General features: G+C 58.7%; 12 protein-coding genes. 8 read left to right on the forward strand and 4 right to left on the reverse strand.

Features of this window, described 5'->3' with window-relative positions; translation table 11 throughout:
* Positions 1-136: 136 nt before the first annotated feature.
* From hemY to hemC, 4 genes are read right to left on the reverse strand one after another with little or no spacing between them, the layout of a single operon-like run.
* Positions 137-1333: a protoheme IX biogenesis protein HemY gene (gene hemY / locus D8B20_RS00650; protein WP_145886186.1), complete on the reverse strand. Its 1197-nt coding sequence runs from the start codon at positions 1331-1333 to the stop codon at positions 137-139.
* Positions 1334-1335: 2 nt separating this feature from the next.
* Entirely contained in the window at positions 1336-2466 is a 1131-nt protein-coding gene (hemX, locus tag D8B20_RS00655; protein ID WP_145886188.1) for a uroporphyrinogen-III C-methyltransferase, read from the reverse strand.
* 23 nt (positions 2467-2489) lie between these two features.
* Positions 2490-3230, reverse strand: coding sequence for a uroporphyrinogen-III synthase (hemD, locus tag D8B20_RS00660; RefSeq protein WP_145886190.1), 741 nt, complete (start codon positions 3228-3230; stop codon positions 2490-2492).
* Positions 3227-4168, reverse strand: a complete 942-nt coding sequence (gene hemC / locus D8B20_RS00665) for a hydroxymethylbilane synthase (RefSeq protein ID WP_145886192.1) — start codon at positions 4166-4168, stop codon at positions 3227-3229. Before hemC ends, hemD begins: the two co-directional genes overlap by 4 nt.
* Positions 4169-4485: 317 nt before the next feature.
* On the opposite strand from hemC, the gene D8B20_RS00670 reads away from it, so the two are divergent.
* The 8 genes from D8B20_RS00670 (at position 4486) to corA (ending at position 14154) form a co-directional block, all read left to right on the forward strand.
* On the forward strand, positions 4486-7044 hold the full coding sequence (locus tag D8B20_RS00670) for a class I adenylate cyclase (RefSeq protein ID WP_145886194.1): 2559 nt from the start codon (positions 4486-4488) through the stop codon (positions 7042-7044).
* A 125-nt stretch (positions 7045-7169) separates the two neighbouring features.
* The gene (gene lptM, locus D8B20_RS00675; RefSeq protein ID WP_145886196.1) at positions 7170-7376 is read left to right on the forward strand and encodes an LPS translocon maturation chaperone LptM; all 207 of its coding nucleotides are present in this window, start codon (positions 7170-7172) and stop codon (positions 7374-7376) included.
* Between the two features lie 29 nt (positions 7377-7405).
* Positions 7406-8230, forward strand: a complete 825-nt coding sequence (gene dapF, locus D8B20_RS00680; protein ID WP_145886198.1) for a diaminopimelate epimerase — start codon at positions 7406-7408, stop codon at positions 8228-8230.
* Positions 8227-8931 carry a DUF484 domain-containing protein gene (locus D8B20_RS00685; RefSeq protein ID WP_145886200.1) on the forward strand — a complete coding sequence of 235 codons (705 nt, stop codon included), beginning with the start codon at positions 8227-8229 and terminating at the stop codon, positions 8929-8931. The genes dapF and D8B20_RS00685 overlap by 4 nt, the downstream gene beginning before the upstream one ends.
* On the forward strand, positions 8928-9836 hold the full coding sequence (gene xerC, locus D8B20_RS00690) for a tyrosine recombinase XerC (protein ID WP_145886202.1): 909 nt from the start codon (positions 8928-8930) through the stop codon (positions 9834-9836). The genes D8B20_RS00685 and xerC overlap by 4 nt, the downstream gene beginning before the upstream one ends.
* Complete coding sequence (gene yigB / locus D8B20_RS00695) at positions 9836-10552, forward strand: 5-amino-6-(5-phospho-D-ribitylamino)uracil phosphatase YigB (protein ID WP_145886204.1); 717 nt, start codon at positions 9836-9838, stop codon at positions 10550-10552. Before xerC ends, yigB begins: the two co-directional genes overlap by 1 nt.
* Positions 10553-10720: 168 nt before the next feature.
* Positions 10721-12883 (forward strand): DNA helicase II, encoded by a 2163-nt coding sequence (uvrD, locus tag D8B20_RS00700; protein WP_145886206.1) that lies wholly within the window; start codon positions 10721-10723, stop codon positions 12881-12883.
* Positions 12884-13200: 317 nt separating this feature from the next.
* Positions 13201-14154, forward strand: a complete 954-nt coding sequence (gene corA, locus D8B20_RS00705; RefSeq protein WP_145886208.1) for a magnesium/cobalt transporter CorA — start codon at positions 13201-13203, stop codon at positions 14152-14154.
* Positions 14155-14290: the final 136 nt, after the last annotated feature.

The raw sequence follows: 14290 nt of genomic DNA on the forward strand, positions 1-14290 counted from the left end.
TCAGTTGTCTTACCGACCTGATCTTACACCTGCTGCTGGCAGGTGTTTTTTTATCTGTTGTCTGGCGCACGGCGCGGTTTGCAGGCAAAAAAAAGCCGGGACAAGCCCGGCGTGCACAAATACAACAAGCATACAATTATGGATTGCCGTTACTCTTCAGCGTCAGTAACAGGCCTTCACGCCGCATTTTCGCGGCATCTTCCGGACGGTGCAGGCGGTCATAAACATCTGCCAGCCAGGCGTAATCGAATCCATCCGGGCGCTGCGCCAGTGCCTGCTGGAAAGCCTCTGCCGCCTGCTGCCATTCACCGTGTCGCATCAGCAGCTGACCCAGCGTGCTGTGCAGCAGCGGGGTGGCACCATGCTGTTTGATCTGCTGGCGCAGGGCTTTTTCCAGCGACTGGGGATCGCCACTTTTGATCCGCGGCATCAGCAATACCAGGCGGTCGTCGTACTGGCGCTTCAGGCCTTCCAGCACAATGCTCTGCGCGGTATCAGGATCGTCACACTCGATTAAGTGTTCTGCCATCGCCACCTGCAGCGTGGTCTCCTGCCGCGTTTTACGGCTCTGACTTTGCCACCATTTTTTCAGCCCTTCGCTGCCCTGATCCGCCATGGCCTGATTCATCAGACCCAGCCAGGCCTGCTGCTGCAACGCGTTGCGCTGAGTTTCGTCATTAACCCGGGTTTTTTGCATCGCCGGCAGAATGTCCAGCAGTGCGCCCCAGGCGCCGGTGCGGATATAGGCCTGTTCCGCCAGCCGCAGCACTTCAGGATGACGCGGCGCCACTTCCAGCAGGCGATCCACGCCGTGACGGGCTGCATGATCTTCATTGCGCGCCAGCTGTAAACGCACGCGGGTAATCTCAACCGGGATCGTGTCGTTTTCTGACAGCTCCGACGCGCGCTCAAGGTGCTGATTGGCACGGATTTCATCACCGCGCTGCTGTGCTGCTTCAGCCGCCAGCAGGTAGTTGGCCACCGGCTGATCGGCATGGTCGGCATTTTTCGACAGCAGTTTTTCAGCCTGCTGATAATCCCCTTCGGCCAGCTTCATCAGGGCGTGTTGCGTGTGACGCTGCGCGCTGCGACGCTTACGTCCGGTAAACCAGCCGCGGGTACGTACGCCGGTGCGGAACAGGCGACGCAGAATCCACTCCACCAGCAGAATAACCAGCAGGCTGAGAATCAGAATGATCGCCAGACCGGTCACGCTGGTTTCGATATTCCAGTTGTCGGTCTGAATCAGTACGTAGCCCTGATGGCCGGCAATCATCGGCCCCAGCACAATGCCGGCGATCAGCAGCAGGAAAAGCACCAATACTTTCAGCATGCTTAGCCTCCCTGTTGATCGGCCGCAGCAGCAGGCTGCGCCAGCAGATTACGCACGCGCGTTTGCATCAGTTTTTCCAGCAGCGCCTGGCTTTCCAGGGTTTCCGGCACGTCCATTGAGATACTTTGCTGGCTCAGTTCATCCAGCTGGGCGAGAAAGGCTTTAGTGGCGGCATCGTTGGTATCGTACCAGGCGCGAACCCAGCTTGAGACCGCATCCAGCGACTGTTTGTAGATCTCGTCCTGATGGCGCGGTACCGCCTGGGCAGCAATCAGCAGGCGCGAACGGATATTTTCCCGCAGGTAGACATCCTGATTCGGTGCCAGCAGCGGCTGAGCCGTGTTATCGCGGCGACGGATGGTAATAAAGTCATCCATAAAGTTATGCCAGCTCTTCACCAGGTTCTGCCGCCATTCGTGCAGGGAGCTGGACAGCTCGCCACCGTCGGCATCCATCGGCGAATCATCGCTGTCATTATCTGCCAGACGCAAATTGTCCACGCCGTTCGACAGCTGGTTCAGCTTGAGGATAATGCCGTCATAATCCACCTGGCTGACCGCCGACAGGGAACTGATATCCTGTGTCAGTGCGCGGCGCACATTCATGATACTGGGATCGTTCATCTCCGCCAGGCTGGTATCCGCGCTTTTCAGCAGCGCTGCCGCGGTGGTGACATCCTGATCGCTCCACAGTTTGCGGCCCGCCAGTTTGACGAGGTAATCCGCCTGCGCCAGCAGCCAGGTGTGCGTATCATTACCGGAAATAGTGGCAACCTTCTCACGCAGGCTTTCCAGCTCTTTGGCGCTGTTATCCTGGCGGGAGCGCGCTTCCTGTAACGCCGTATTGGCGTTGGCCAGTTGCTGTGTCAGCTGCTGTTTGTCGCTGCCCAGTTGCTGCTGCAGGGCGCTCAGCTGTTCGCTAAGGTTTTGATTAGTCTGAGCCTGTAAGTCGGCCTGGTGTTTCCCGTTCAGGTAAAGTCCCGCACCCATCGCCAGCGCAATGACAATTGCCACCGCGCTCAGCACTTTGCCATCGCGCTTGTTGTCACGCGGCGGCGGGGTTTCTGGCGTCGGGGAAGTGTCCGCTGGGGTGGTCTCTTCAACCATGGCGGAGGCGGCTTTTTGTTCCGTCATTATGGCTCATCCCATTGTTAAGTTCAGCGTAACGCGCGCAGCAGCGCATCGTTATCGGCACCATCGGCTACCACAATCTCCTGCCAGCCGAGTTCAGCGGCCTGGGTAGCCAAACGTTCACTGACGACCACTAATCGACAGTGCAGTAGCCATTCCCGACGATCAATCGGCGGAAACAGCGCAAACAGTTGTTGTAACATTTCGCCGCTGGTTACCACCAGGGTAGTAATGCCACGATCGCGCCAGCGACGGCCCTCAATAGCGCCATCATAATGCTTCTCACAGCGCTGATAGCATTCACAGTATTGCACCTGTGCGCCGCGTGCGATCAGCGTTTCCGCCAGCAATTCGCGTCCGGGGCTGCCGCGCAGAATCAGCGCGCGCTTGTCGCTGACCTGCTGCAGTCGGTTCAGGCGGACCAGTTCTTCACTGGTTTCCCGCGCATGAGGATAGTCTACTTTCAGATTCGTGACGGTATGCAGCGCCAGTGCGGTGCTGCGCCCAATCGCATAATAGTCGAGAAACGCCGGCCATGCGCTGGCGCTGTGCTGCATCGCAGGCTGGGCGAAATGCACCACCTGCTGCGAGAGTAAAAAGACCAAATCTCCGGGCTGCAGAGCAGCTAACTGCTGCGGCAGCTGGGGTAAATCGCGACCCGGGGTAAATTCAATCAGCGGCAGCGTCCACGCCAGCTTGCCCTGCGTGCGCAGGCGTGCAGCCAGTTCGCTGGCGGCGGGTTCCGGTCGGGTCACGAGAATGGTCATGCTGGCGGCTGCCCCTGATAGACGTCACGCAGGATCTCGCGCGCGCCGCCGTCCAGCAGCTCTTCAGCGAGCGAAATCCCCATTTCTGTCGCGCGATCGCGCGGGCCGCGACGTTCGCCGGTCACCATCTGGCTGCCATCGGGGGCACCCACCAGACCGCGTAACCACAGCTGGTCATCTTCCAGCACGGCAAAGCTGCCGATGGGCACCTGGCAACCGCCTTCCAGGCGGGTATTCATCGCGCGCTCCGCCCGTACGCAGACGGCGGTATCATCGTGATTCAGCGCCTGCAGCAGCGTGATCAGGGCATCGTCATCAAGGCGGCATTCAATGCCGACTGCGCCCTGGCCCACAGCAGGCAGCGAGAGTTCCGCAGGCAGCGCCTGGCGAATGCGATCCTCCAGCCCCAGACGTTTCAGTCCGGCAGCGGCCAGAATAATGGCATCATACTCGCCGGCATCCAGCTTGCCGAGGCGCGTGCCCACGTTGCCGCGCAGGGAGCGGATCACCAGGTCAGGGCGGCGGGCGCTGAGCTGGCACTGACGGCGCAGGCTGGATGTTCCCACCACTGCGCCCTGCGGCAGTTCATCAACAGAGTGATAGTGATTTGAGACGAAGGCATCGCGCGGATCTTCGCGCTCACAGATGGTCACCAGCCCCAGACCTTCCGGGAAATCAACCGGGACATCTTTCATCGAATGCACCGCCATATCGGCGCGGTTTTCCAGCATCGCCAGCTCAAGCTCTTTGACAAACAATCCCTTACCGCCCACTTTCGCCAGTGGCGTATCCAGGATCACATCCCCTTTGGTCACCATCGGCACCAGCTCAACCTGCAGGCCGGGGTGAGCCGCCATCAGGCGCTGTTGGACATATTGTGCCTGCCATAAAGCAAGAGGACTTTGTCTGGTAGCAATTCTGAAAATTTTGTTTAACATGCTGTTAACCATTTTGATCGTTCATCGATTATCCTATCATCGATAGGGGAATGCTGTCAGTTTCAACGGATTGAAAAGGCCGCCATCCCGGACCCGCGCCCGCGTGAACGGTCGCGACAATCCGGGATAGAAGTCATAAAAAGCAGGACGACGTGCGGAACGTGCTAAACTGTCAGGTAGCGCAACTTTCTTTACGGTCAATCTTCCAGGTGTTAGATTGATCACGTTTCCAGCAATAATTTGCCCGACATCTTTATTATTAAGCGGCAGATTGTGGAAACAGGGTGCTTAACACTGGGACAATCAGGCGAAACGTCTTGTACCTCTACATTGAGACACTGAAACAGAGACTGGATGCAATTAACCAGCTGCGTGTCGATCGCGCACTGGCTGCCATGGGACCTGCTTTCCAGCACGTCTACAGTCTGCTGCCAACATTACTGCATTATCATCATCCGCTGATGCCGGGTTACCTTGAAGGTAGCGTTCCCCACGGCGTCAGCTTCTTCACGCCTGATGAAAACCAGCAGCAGTTATTACAGGCCTTAGCCGGCGATCAGCCGCTTGACCTCAGCACGGCCGTAAACGGTGAACGCCCAATCACCGGCATTTACTCCATGGGCAGCACCTCTTCTGTCGGGCAGAACAGCGTGTCCGATCTGGATATCTGGGTGTGCCATCAGTCGTGGCTGGATAATGAAGAGCGCCTCAATCTGCAGCGTAAGTGTACGCTGCTGCAGAAATGGTGTGTGTCGATGGGTGTGGAAGTGAGTTTCTTCCTGATCGACGAAAACCGTTTCCGCCATAACGAGAGCGGCAGCCTGGGCGGTGAAGACTGTGGTTCAACCCAGCACATCCTGCTGCTGGATGAGTTTTACCGTACAGCCGTGCGCATGGCCGGGAAACGCATTCTGTGGAATATGGTGCCAGGCGATGAGGAGCATCACTACGACGATTACGTGATGTCGCTCTATTCGCAGGGCGTGTTGACGCCCAATGAGTGGCTGGACCTGGGCGGCCTTGGCACGCTATCGGCAGAAGAGTACTTCGGTGCCAGCCTGTGGCAGCTGTATAAAAGTATCGATTCGCCCTACAAAGCCGTGCTGAAAACCCTGCTGCTGGAGGCGTACAGTTGGGAATACCCGAATACGCAACTGCTGGCGATGGATATCAAACAGCGCCTGCACGACGGCGAAATTGTCTGCTTCGGCCTCGATCCTTACTGCATGATGCTGGAGCGCGTCACGCGTTACCTAACCAGCGTGGAAGATACGGCGCGGCTTGATTTAGTTCGTCGCTGTTTCTATCTGAAAGTGTGCGAGAAGCTCTCCAGCGAAGAGCCGCATTCGCGTTCCGGCTGGCGGCGGGAAATTCTGTCGCAGCTGGTGAAAGCGTGGGGCTGGGATGATGACAAACTCGCCGTGCTGGATAACCGCGCGCAGTGGAAAATTGAGCGTGTCCGCGAAGCGCACAATGAACTGCTGGATGCGATGATGCAGAGTTATCGCAACCTGATCCGTTTTGCCCGTCGCAACAATTTAAGCGTCAGCGCCAGCCCGCAGGATATCGGCGTGCTGACGCGTAAGTTGTATGCTGCGTTTGAAGCGCTGCCGGGAAAGGTGACGCTGGTTAACCCGCAGATCTCGCCCGATCTCTCCGAAGAGAACCTGACCTTTATTCACGTGCCTGAAGGGCGCGCCAACCGAGCGGGCTGGTATCTGTACAATCAGGCGCCGGACATGAGCTCCATCATCAGCCATCAGCCGCTGGAATATAACCGCTATCTTAACAAGCTGGTGGCCTGGGCGTGGTTCAACGGTCTGCTGACGCGTAAAACCCGCCTGCATATGAAGGGCAACGAGCTGTGCGATCTGCCGCGCCTGCAGGAGCTGGTAAATGACGTATCGGGACACTTCCCGCTGCGCCTGCCTGCGCCTACGCCGAAAGCGCTCTACAGCCCGTGCGAAATTCGTCACCTGGCGATTATCGTCAATCTGGAGCACGATCCAACTTCCGCATTCCGTAATCAGGTGGTGCATTTTGATTTCCGCAAGCTGGATGTGTTCAGCTTCGGTCAGCAGCAGCAGTGCCTGATTGGCAGCATTGACCTGCTCTATCGCAACTCCTGGAATGAAGTGCGCACGCTGCACTTCAGCGGCGAGCAGGCGATGATCGACGCGCTGAAGACCATTCTGGGTAAAATGCATCAGGATGCCGCCCCGCCGGATACGGTTGAGGTATTTTGCTACAGCCAGCATCTGCGCGGGTTGATTCGCACCCGCGTGCAGCAGCTGGTCTCTGAATGCATTGAGCTGCGCCTGTCGAGTACGCGTCAGGAGCCGGGACGCTTCAAAGCCCTGCGCATGGCCGGACAGACCTGGGGCCTGTTCTTTGAACGTATGAGTGTCTCGGTGCAGAAGCTGGAAAACGCCGTCGAGTTCTACGGTGCGATTTCCAATAACAAACTGCACGGGTTGTCGATCAAAGTCGAATCGAACCAGACGCCGCTGCCGCCGGTGGTTAACGGCTACGCCAGTGAAGGCATTATTCAGTTCTTCTTTGAAGACACCAGCGACGATCGCGGTTTCAACATTTATATCCTTGATGAGACCAATCGCGTTGAGGTCTATCACCATTGCGAAGGCAGCAAAGAAGAGCTGGTTCGTGACGTCAGCCGTTTCTATTCATCGTCGCACGATCGCTTTACCTACGGTTCCAGCTTTATTAACTTCAACCTGCCGCAGTTCTATCAGATTGTGAACACCGGCGATCGCTTCCAGGTGATTCCGTTCCGCAGCCAGACGCTGACGCAGCTGTGCGCCACGCAGCCGGACAACGACAACGGCGACTTCCAGCCGCGTTATCAGATGCACTGATCCCGCCCGTATTGCTGCACGGAACTGCGCCGCGCCTCACACTGACTGCCGGATATTTCCTGTTGCTTTTACATCGTCAACTGCGATGATAAGCAGCTGGGATTTGGACAAAAAGAGCAGACAGAATGATACGAGTGATGAGCCAGCTGGGCATGGCGCTGGCGCTGGTCAGCCTGGCAGGTTGTGGCCTGAAAGGACCGTTGTATTTCCCGCCCAAAGATCAGTCACAACCCCAGAGTCAGCAGGCTACTGCGCAGCAGCAAAAAGCGGCAAAGCAGGCTGACACCGGCGGTCTGGTGACCGGCAAATCTGCTGGTACGCAAGCGAACTAAACGTAATGAGCAACCCGGCGGAGCAGAAAATGCAGTTCTCGAAAATGCACGGTCTCGGTAACGATTTCATGGTCGTGGACGCCGTGACGCAAAACGTCTTTTTTTCGCCGGAACTGATTCGCCGGCTGGCGGATCGGCATCTGGGGATCGGTTTTGATCAGCTATTGATCGTCGAGCCGCCCTACGATCCGGACCTTGATTTCCACTATCGCATTTTCAACGCTGACGGCAGTGAAGTGGCGCAGTGCGGCAACGGCGCGCGCTGCTTCGCCCGCTTTGTGCGGCTGAAAGGGCTGACCAACAAAAGCGACATCCGCGTCAGCACCCAGACCGGACGCATGGTGCTCAGCGTTAACAGCGAAGAGCTGGTGCGCGTGAATATGGGTGAACCCAATTTTGATCCGCAGCAGGTGCCCCTGCGTGCCAACAAAGCAGAAAACCTCTATCTGCAGCGCGTTGCCGAGCAAACGGTGATGTTTGGTGCCGTTTCTATGGGTAATCCGCACTGCGTGATGCAGGTGGAGAGCGTCACAACCGCAGCGGTGGAAACGCTGGGGCCGGCGCTGGAAAGCCATGAACGCTTCCCGGAACGCGTCAACGTTGGCTTTATGGAAGTGGTCAATCCGGAGCACATTCGCCTGCGCGTGTATGAACGCGGTGCCGGCGAAACGCAGGCCTGCGGCAGCGGCGCCTGTGCCGCAGTGGCGTGCGGCATTCAGCAGGGCATCCTGGCGGAGAATGTGCGCGTCGATCTGCCCGGCGGCACGCTGCATATCGCCTGGAAAGGGCCAGGACAGCCCCTGTTTATGACCGGTCCGGCCACACATGTTTACGATGGGTTTATTCATCTATGAAAAATATCGACGAGCAAACCGATAGCCCGGTTTTGCTGGACGATCACTCGGTCAGCGCTTTTCTGCGCCAGAACCCCGATTTCTTTATCCGGAACGCCCGTAAGGTTGAGCAGATGATGGTGCCGCATCCGGTGCGCGGCAGCGTGTCGCTGGTGGAGTGGCACATGGCGCGCCAGCGCAACCATATCCAGCAGCTGGAAGAGGAGATTACGCTGCTGATGGAGCAGGCCACGGCTAACCATCAGCTGTTTGATCGCCTGCTGTCGCTGCAAAGCCACCTGGCGGCGGCGGATAGCCTGCAGGAGATGCTGACGCGCCTGCATCGCTGGGCACGCGAGCTGGGGCTGGCGGGGGCGAACGTGCGGCTGTTCAGCGACAAATGGCACATTGGTGCGCCCTCTGATTTTACCCAGCTGGGCCTGTCCCGGCAGGCTTTTGAGCCGCTGCGCATTCAGCGCTTTGGTCATGAACACCACTACCTCGGTAGCCTGAACGGCCCGGAGCTGCTGCTGCTGCTGCCGCAGGGCAAAGCCATCGGTTCAGTGGCGATGTCGCTGATGGGTGAGCGCGGCGATCTGGGCGTGCTGATCTTCAGCAGCCGGGACAATCAGCACTATCAGGCGGGCATGGGCACGCTGCTGCTGCAGCATCTGGCACAAATGCTGCCGGACCTGCTGGCGCGCTGGGTTGAACGGGCATGAGCAGCCCCAGCCCGCTGCTGCCGGCCGTTGAGGGCTTTCTGCGTTATCTAAAAGTTGAACGCCAGCTCAGCCCGCTTACGCAAAAAAATTATGCCCGTCAGCTGCAGGCAATCATCGCCATGGCCGATGAGATGCGCCTGACGGCGTGGACGCAGCTGGAACCGGCACAGGTACGCCAGCTGGCGGCCCGCAGCCGGCGCGGCGGCCTGCAGGCCAGCAGCCTGGCGTTACGCATGTCGGCGCTGCGCAGCTTTCTCGACTGGCAGGTCAGCCAGGGCATGCTGAGCGCCAATCCGGCAAAAGGCATTGCGACCCCGCGCAACGCACGCCATCTGCCTAAAAATATGGATGTCGATGAAGTCAGTCAGCTGCTGGAAATCGACCTGAGCGACCCGCTGGCGGTGCGCGATCGCGCCATGCTGGAGACGATGTACGGCGGCGGTTTGCGTCTGTCGGAACTGACAGGGATGGATTGCCGCCATCTGGATCTGGAGGCCGGCGAAGTCTGGGTGGTGGGTAAAGGCAGCAAGGAGCGCCGCGTGCCGATTGGTGGCACCGCCGTGACCTGGCTGCAGCACTGGCTGCCGCTGCGCAGTGGTTTTGCGCCTCAGGATGATGCGGTGTTTGTTTCCACGCGCGGCAGCCGCATTTCCGCGCGTAACGTACAAAAGCGCTTTGCCGAATGGGGCATCAAACAGGGCGTTGCCAGCCACATTCATCCCCACAAGCTGCGTCACTCTTTTGCCACCCATCTGCTGGAATCGAGCGGCGATCTGCGCGCGGTACAGGAACTGCTTGGCCACGCCAACCTTTCCACCACGCAGATCTACACCCACCTGGATTTCCAGCATCTGGCGTCGGTGTATGATGCAGCGCATCCACGTGCCAAACGAGGGAAGTCTTAATGAAGTTTTATCGTCCGCTCGGCGCGATCCGCGCGATCACCTTTGATCTCGACGATACGCTGTATGATAACCATCCGGTGATCCGCAAGACCGCGCTGGAATCCCACGCCGCGCTGCAGGCTTATCATCCGGCACTGCGTGATTTTACCCCGGCGCAGTATCAGGCGCTGCGTGATGAGTTGCTGGCACGCGAGCCGGAGATTTATCACGATGTGTCTGAATGGCGTCGCCGCTCGGTGGAGCTGGCGCTCAGCAACGTCGGGCTGCCCGCGGCGGAAGCCACGGCAGGTTCGCATGAAGTGATGAAGGTGTTTCATCAGTGGCGCAGCGTGGTAGAGATGCCGGAAGAGACGCATCAGACGCTGGCCTGGCTGGCTGAACGCGTGCCGCTGGTGGCCATCACCAACGGTAATGCTGACCCGGAAAAACTGGGTATCAGCCACTATTTTCACTTTGCGCTGCGCGCCGGGCCGCATGGACGGGCGAAACCGTGGCAGGATATGTATCACCTTGCAGCCGGGCGGCTGGCCCTGCCGCCGGGACAGATACTGCACGTTGGTGATGATCTCACCACCGATGTCGCCGGTGCGCTGCGCGCCGGCCTGCAGGCCTGCTGGATCAACCTGCGCGGCGGCAATCTGATGCAGATGGCGGATGCACGTCAGGTGCCGCATGTGGAAATTCATCAGTTGGCATCGCTGACCTCGCTGTTATAATCCACGCATGTAAATTTATACAGTTGTATCTGCCATCCTTCGGCTTGCCGTCGCGCGAGCCGCGAGCGGCCGGCCCGGTTACCTGACGGATAGCCGCCACGGCGCGCCGCCCGGCTGCCCATCGAAGGATGCCGGATACGCCTCACACTCCTTGCGAGAACGGTACTTATGGACGTTTCTGATCTGCTTGACGGCTTGAATGATAAACAGCGCGAGGCGGTCGCCGCACCGCGCAGCAACCTGCTGGTGCTGGCCGGAGCAGGCAGTGGCAAAACGCGCGTGCTGGTGCACCGCATCGCCTGGCTGCTGTCGGTGGAGAACTGCTCGCCGTACTCCATCATGGCGGTGACGTTCACCAACAAAGCGGCGGCAGAAATGCGCCATCGTATCGAACAGCTGATCGGTACCAGCCAGGGCGGCATGTGGATCGGTACCTTCCACGGTCTGGCGCACCGTTTACTGCGCGCGCATCACCTGGATGCCGGTCTGCCGCAGGATTTCCAGATTCTCGACAGCGAAGATCAGCTGCGCCTGCTGAAGCGCCTGATCAAGGCGATGAATCTCGATGAGAAGCAGTGGCCTGCGCGTCAGGGGATGTGGTACATCAACGGCAAAAAAGATGAAGGTCTGCGGCCAAAACACATCGAAAGCTATGGCAATCCGGTAGAGCAAACCTGGCTGCGCATTTATCAGGCTTATCAGGAAGCCTGCGACCGGGCCGGTCTGGTCGATTTTGCCGAACTGCTGCTGCGGGCGCACGAGCTGTGGCTCAATAAACCGCAGATTCTTCATCACTACCGCGAGCGGTTCAGCAATATCCTGGTGGATGAATTTCAGGACACCAACAATATCCAGTACGCGTGGATTCGAATGCTGGCCGGCGACAGTGGCCGGGTGATCATTGTGGGCGATGACGATCAGTCCATTTATGGCTGGCGTGGCGCGCAGGTCGAAAACATTCAGCGTTTTCTGCAGGATTTCCCTGGCGCAGAGACGATTCGCCTGGAGCAAAACTATCGCTCGACCAATACGATTCTGAAAGCGGCTAACGCCCTGATTGCCAATAACAATGGCCGTCTGGGTAAAGAGCTGTGGACGGACGGCAGCGACGGCGAAAAGATTGCGCTGTACTGCGCCTTCAACGAGCTGGACGAAGCGCGCTATGTCGTTAACCGCATCAAAACCTGGCATGAGAACGGCAACGCGCTGCAGGACTGCGCCATTCTCTATCGCAGCAACGCCCAGTCGCGCGTGCTGGAAGAGGCGTTACTGCAGGGCAGCATGCCGTACCGCATCTACGGTGGCATGCGCTTCTTCGAACGCCAGGAGATCAAAGACGCCCTGGCCTATCTGCGTCTGCTGGCGAATCGCAATGACGATGCGGCTTTTGAGCGCGTGGTGAACACGCCGACGCGCGGCGTGGGCGATCGCACGCTGGACGTGGTGCGCCAGACGGCGCGCGAACGTCAGCTGACGCTGTGGCAGGCGACGCGTGAGCTGCTGCAGGCCAAAGCGCTGGCCGGACGGGCCGCCTCGGCGCTGCAGCGCTTCTGCGAGCTGGTAGATGCACTTGCCAGTGAAACAGCAGAGATGCCGCTGCACGTGCAGACCGACCGCGTAATCAAAGACTCCGGCTTGTGGCTGATGTACGAGCAGGAGAAGGGCGAAAAGGGCCAGGCGCGCATCGAAAACTTAGAAGAGCTGGTCACCGCCACGCGCCAGTTCAGCTATCAGGATGAAGATGAAGACCTGATGCCGCTGCAGGCGTTCTTATCCCATGCCGCGCTGGAGGCCGGTGAAGGCCAGGCGGACAAGTGGCAGGATGCGGTGCAGCTGATGACGCTGCACTCGGCCAAAGGGCTGGAGTTCAGCCAGGTGTTTATCGTCGGCATGGAAGAGGGCATGTTCCCGAGCCAGATGTCGCTGGATGAAGGCGGGCGGCTGGAAGAGGAGCGACGTCTGGCCTACGTTGGCGTAACGCGCGCCATGCAGAAGCTGACGCTGACCTACGCCGAGACCCGCCGGCTTTATGGTAAGGAAGTGTATCACCGCCCATCACGGTTTATCGGCGAACTGCCGGAAGAGTGCGTGGAGGAAGTGCGGCTGCGCGCCAGCGTCAGCCGTCCGGTCAGCCATCAGCGCATGGGCACGCCGGTGGCGAAAAATGACAGTGGTTTCACGCTCGGCCAGCGCGTGCGGCATGCGAAGTTCGGTGAAGGCACCATCGTTAACCTGGAAGGCAGCGGCGAACACAGCCGCCTGCAGGTTGCGTTTCAGGGGCAGGGCATCAAATGGCTGGTGGCGGCTTATGCCCGGCTGGAAACCCTCTAGTGCGGCTGCGCTACCTTGACGACTTTTTCGTCTCAGCGTAACATGCGCGCACTATTATCATGAGAGGACAATGCCTTGGACGCGCCCAGTCGATGCTGGCTCTACCCCCTGGTTAACAGGAACATCTAAGGCTACCTCTTTACGCTGGTAGCCTTAGCGGTTATCAGCGACCTCCCTTTTCTATCCCGTCGCATGAGTCAGCACTGATTTACCCTTGAAGCGAAAGTTTCCGCGTTCAGGCTTTGCCGTGCCCGTTGTGCCTCTGGTGCACCGGTTCACCGCCTTGTCCCATTCCATCTGCAATGGGGAGTATTGCTATGCTGAGCGCATTTAAACTTGAACGCGATCGTCTGACGCGTATTGAGCTGGAAGACCATAACGATAACCTGAACACCTCGGTGTGGGTCGATCTGATCGAACCTGATGACAGCGAGCGTGAGCGCGTGCAAACCGAGCTGGGGCAGAGCCTGGCCACGCGACCTGAGCTGGAAGACATCGAAGCCTCGGCACGTTTCTTCGAAGACGAAGATGGCCTGCATATTCACTCCTTCTTCTTCTTCGAAGATGCGGAAGACCACGCCGGCAACTCCACGGTGGCCTTTACCATTCGCGAAGATCGCCTTTATACGCTGCGTGAGCGTGAACTGCCGGCGTTCCGCCTCTACCGCATGCGTGCGCGCAACCAGCAGCTGAGTGACGGCAACGCCTATGAGCTGCTGCTGGATCTGTTTGAAACCAAAATCGAACAGCTGGCGGATGAGATCGAGAACATTTACAGCGCGCTGGAGAAACTCAGCCGCGTCATCATGGAAGGTCAGCAGGGCGAAGAGTACGACGACGCGCTGTCACGCCTTGCCGAGCTGGAAGACATCGGCTGGAAGGTGCGTCTGTGTCTGATGGATACGCAGCGCGCGCTGAACTTCCTGGTGCGTAAAGCGCGGTTGCCGGCAAATCAGCTGGAGCAGGCGCGGGAGATCCTGCGCGATATCGAATCGCTGCTGCCGCATAACGAATCGCTGTTTCAGAAGGTGAACTTCCTGATGCAGGCGGCCATGGGCTTTATCAACATCGAGCAGAACCGCATTATCAAAATCTTCTCGGTGGTCTCCGTGGTGTTCCTGCCGCCTACGCTGGTGGCCTCCAGCTACGGTATGAACTTCGAGTTTATGCCGGAGCTGAAGTGGAGCTTTGGCTATCCGGGCGCGATTGGCCTGATGATCCTCGCCGGCCTGGCTCCCTACCTCTACTTCAAACGTAAAAACTGGCTCTAATCTGCGCGGGTGCGCAGCCGCGCGCACCCGGCGTTAAGGCGCCTTGCTTCCGTTGCTTTCCGCGGCGGATGGGTTCCTGCTCTGACGCGCTGACGCAAATCTGCTAACCTGTTGCCTCTGCTCATTTTCTGATTGC

Origin of the sequence: Candidatus Pantoea soli, from assembly GCF_007833795.1 — a bacterium.
Lineage (GTDB): Bacteria > Pseudomonadota > Gammaproteobacteria > Enterobacterales > Enterobacteriaceae > Pantoea > Pantoea soli.

What these genes read in the sequence shown, in the direction of transcription:
- hemY (WP_145886186.1), bottom strand. Translation starts at nt 1,333, where the DNA reads ATGCTGAAAGTATTGGTGCTTTTCCTGCTGCTGATCGCCGGCATTGTG.
- hemX (WP_145886188.1), bottom strand. Translation starts at nt 2,466, where the DNA reads ATGACGGAACAAAAAGCCGCCTCCGCCATGGTTGAAGAGACCACCCCA.
- hemD (WP_145886190.1), bottom strand. Translation starts at nt 3,230, where the DNA reads ATGACCATTCTCGTGACCCGACCGGAACCCGCCGCCAGCGAACTGGCT.
- hemC (WP_145886192.1), bottom strand. Translation starts at nt 4,168, where the DNA reads ATGTTAAACAAAATTTTCAGAATTGCTACCAGACAAAGTCCTCTTGCT.
- lptM (WP_145886196.1), top strand. Translation starts at nt 7,170, where the DNA reads ATGATACGAGTGATGAGCCAGCTGGGCATGGCGCTGGCGCTGGTCAGC.
- dapF (WP_145886198.1), top strand. Translation starts at nt 7,406, where the DNA reads ATGCAGTTCTCGAAAATGCACGGTCTCGGTAACGATTTCATGGTCGTG.
- D8B20_RS00685 (WP_145886200.1), top strand. Translation starts at nt 8,227, where the DNA reads ATGAAAAATATCGACGAGCAAACCGATAGCCCGGTTTTGCTGGACGAT.
- xerC (WP_145886202.1), top strand. Translation starts at nt 8,928, where the DNA reads ATGAGCAGCCCCAGCCCGCTGCTGCCGGCCGTTGAGGGCTTTCTGCGT.
- yigB (WP_145886204.1), top strand. Translation starts at nt 9,836, where the DNA reads ATGAAGTTTTATCGTCCGCTCGGCGCGATCCGCGCGATCACCTTTGAT.
- uvrD (WP_145886206.1), top strand. Translation starts at nt 10,721, where the DNA reads ATGGACGTTTCTGATCTGCTTGACGGCTTGAATGATAAACAGCGCGAG.
- corA (WP_145886208.1), top strand. Translation starts at nt 13,201, where the DNA reads ATGCTGAGCGCATTTAAACTTGAACGCGATCGTCTGACGCGTATTGAG.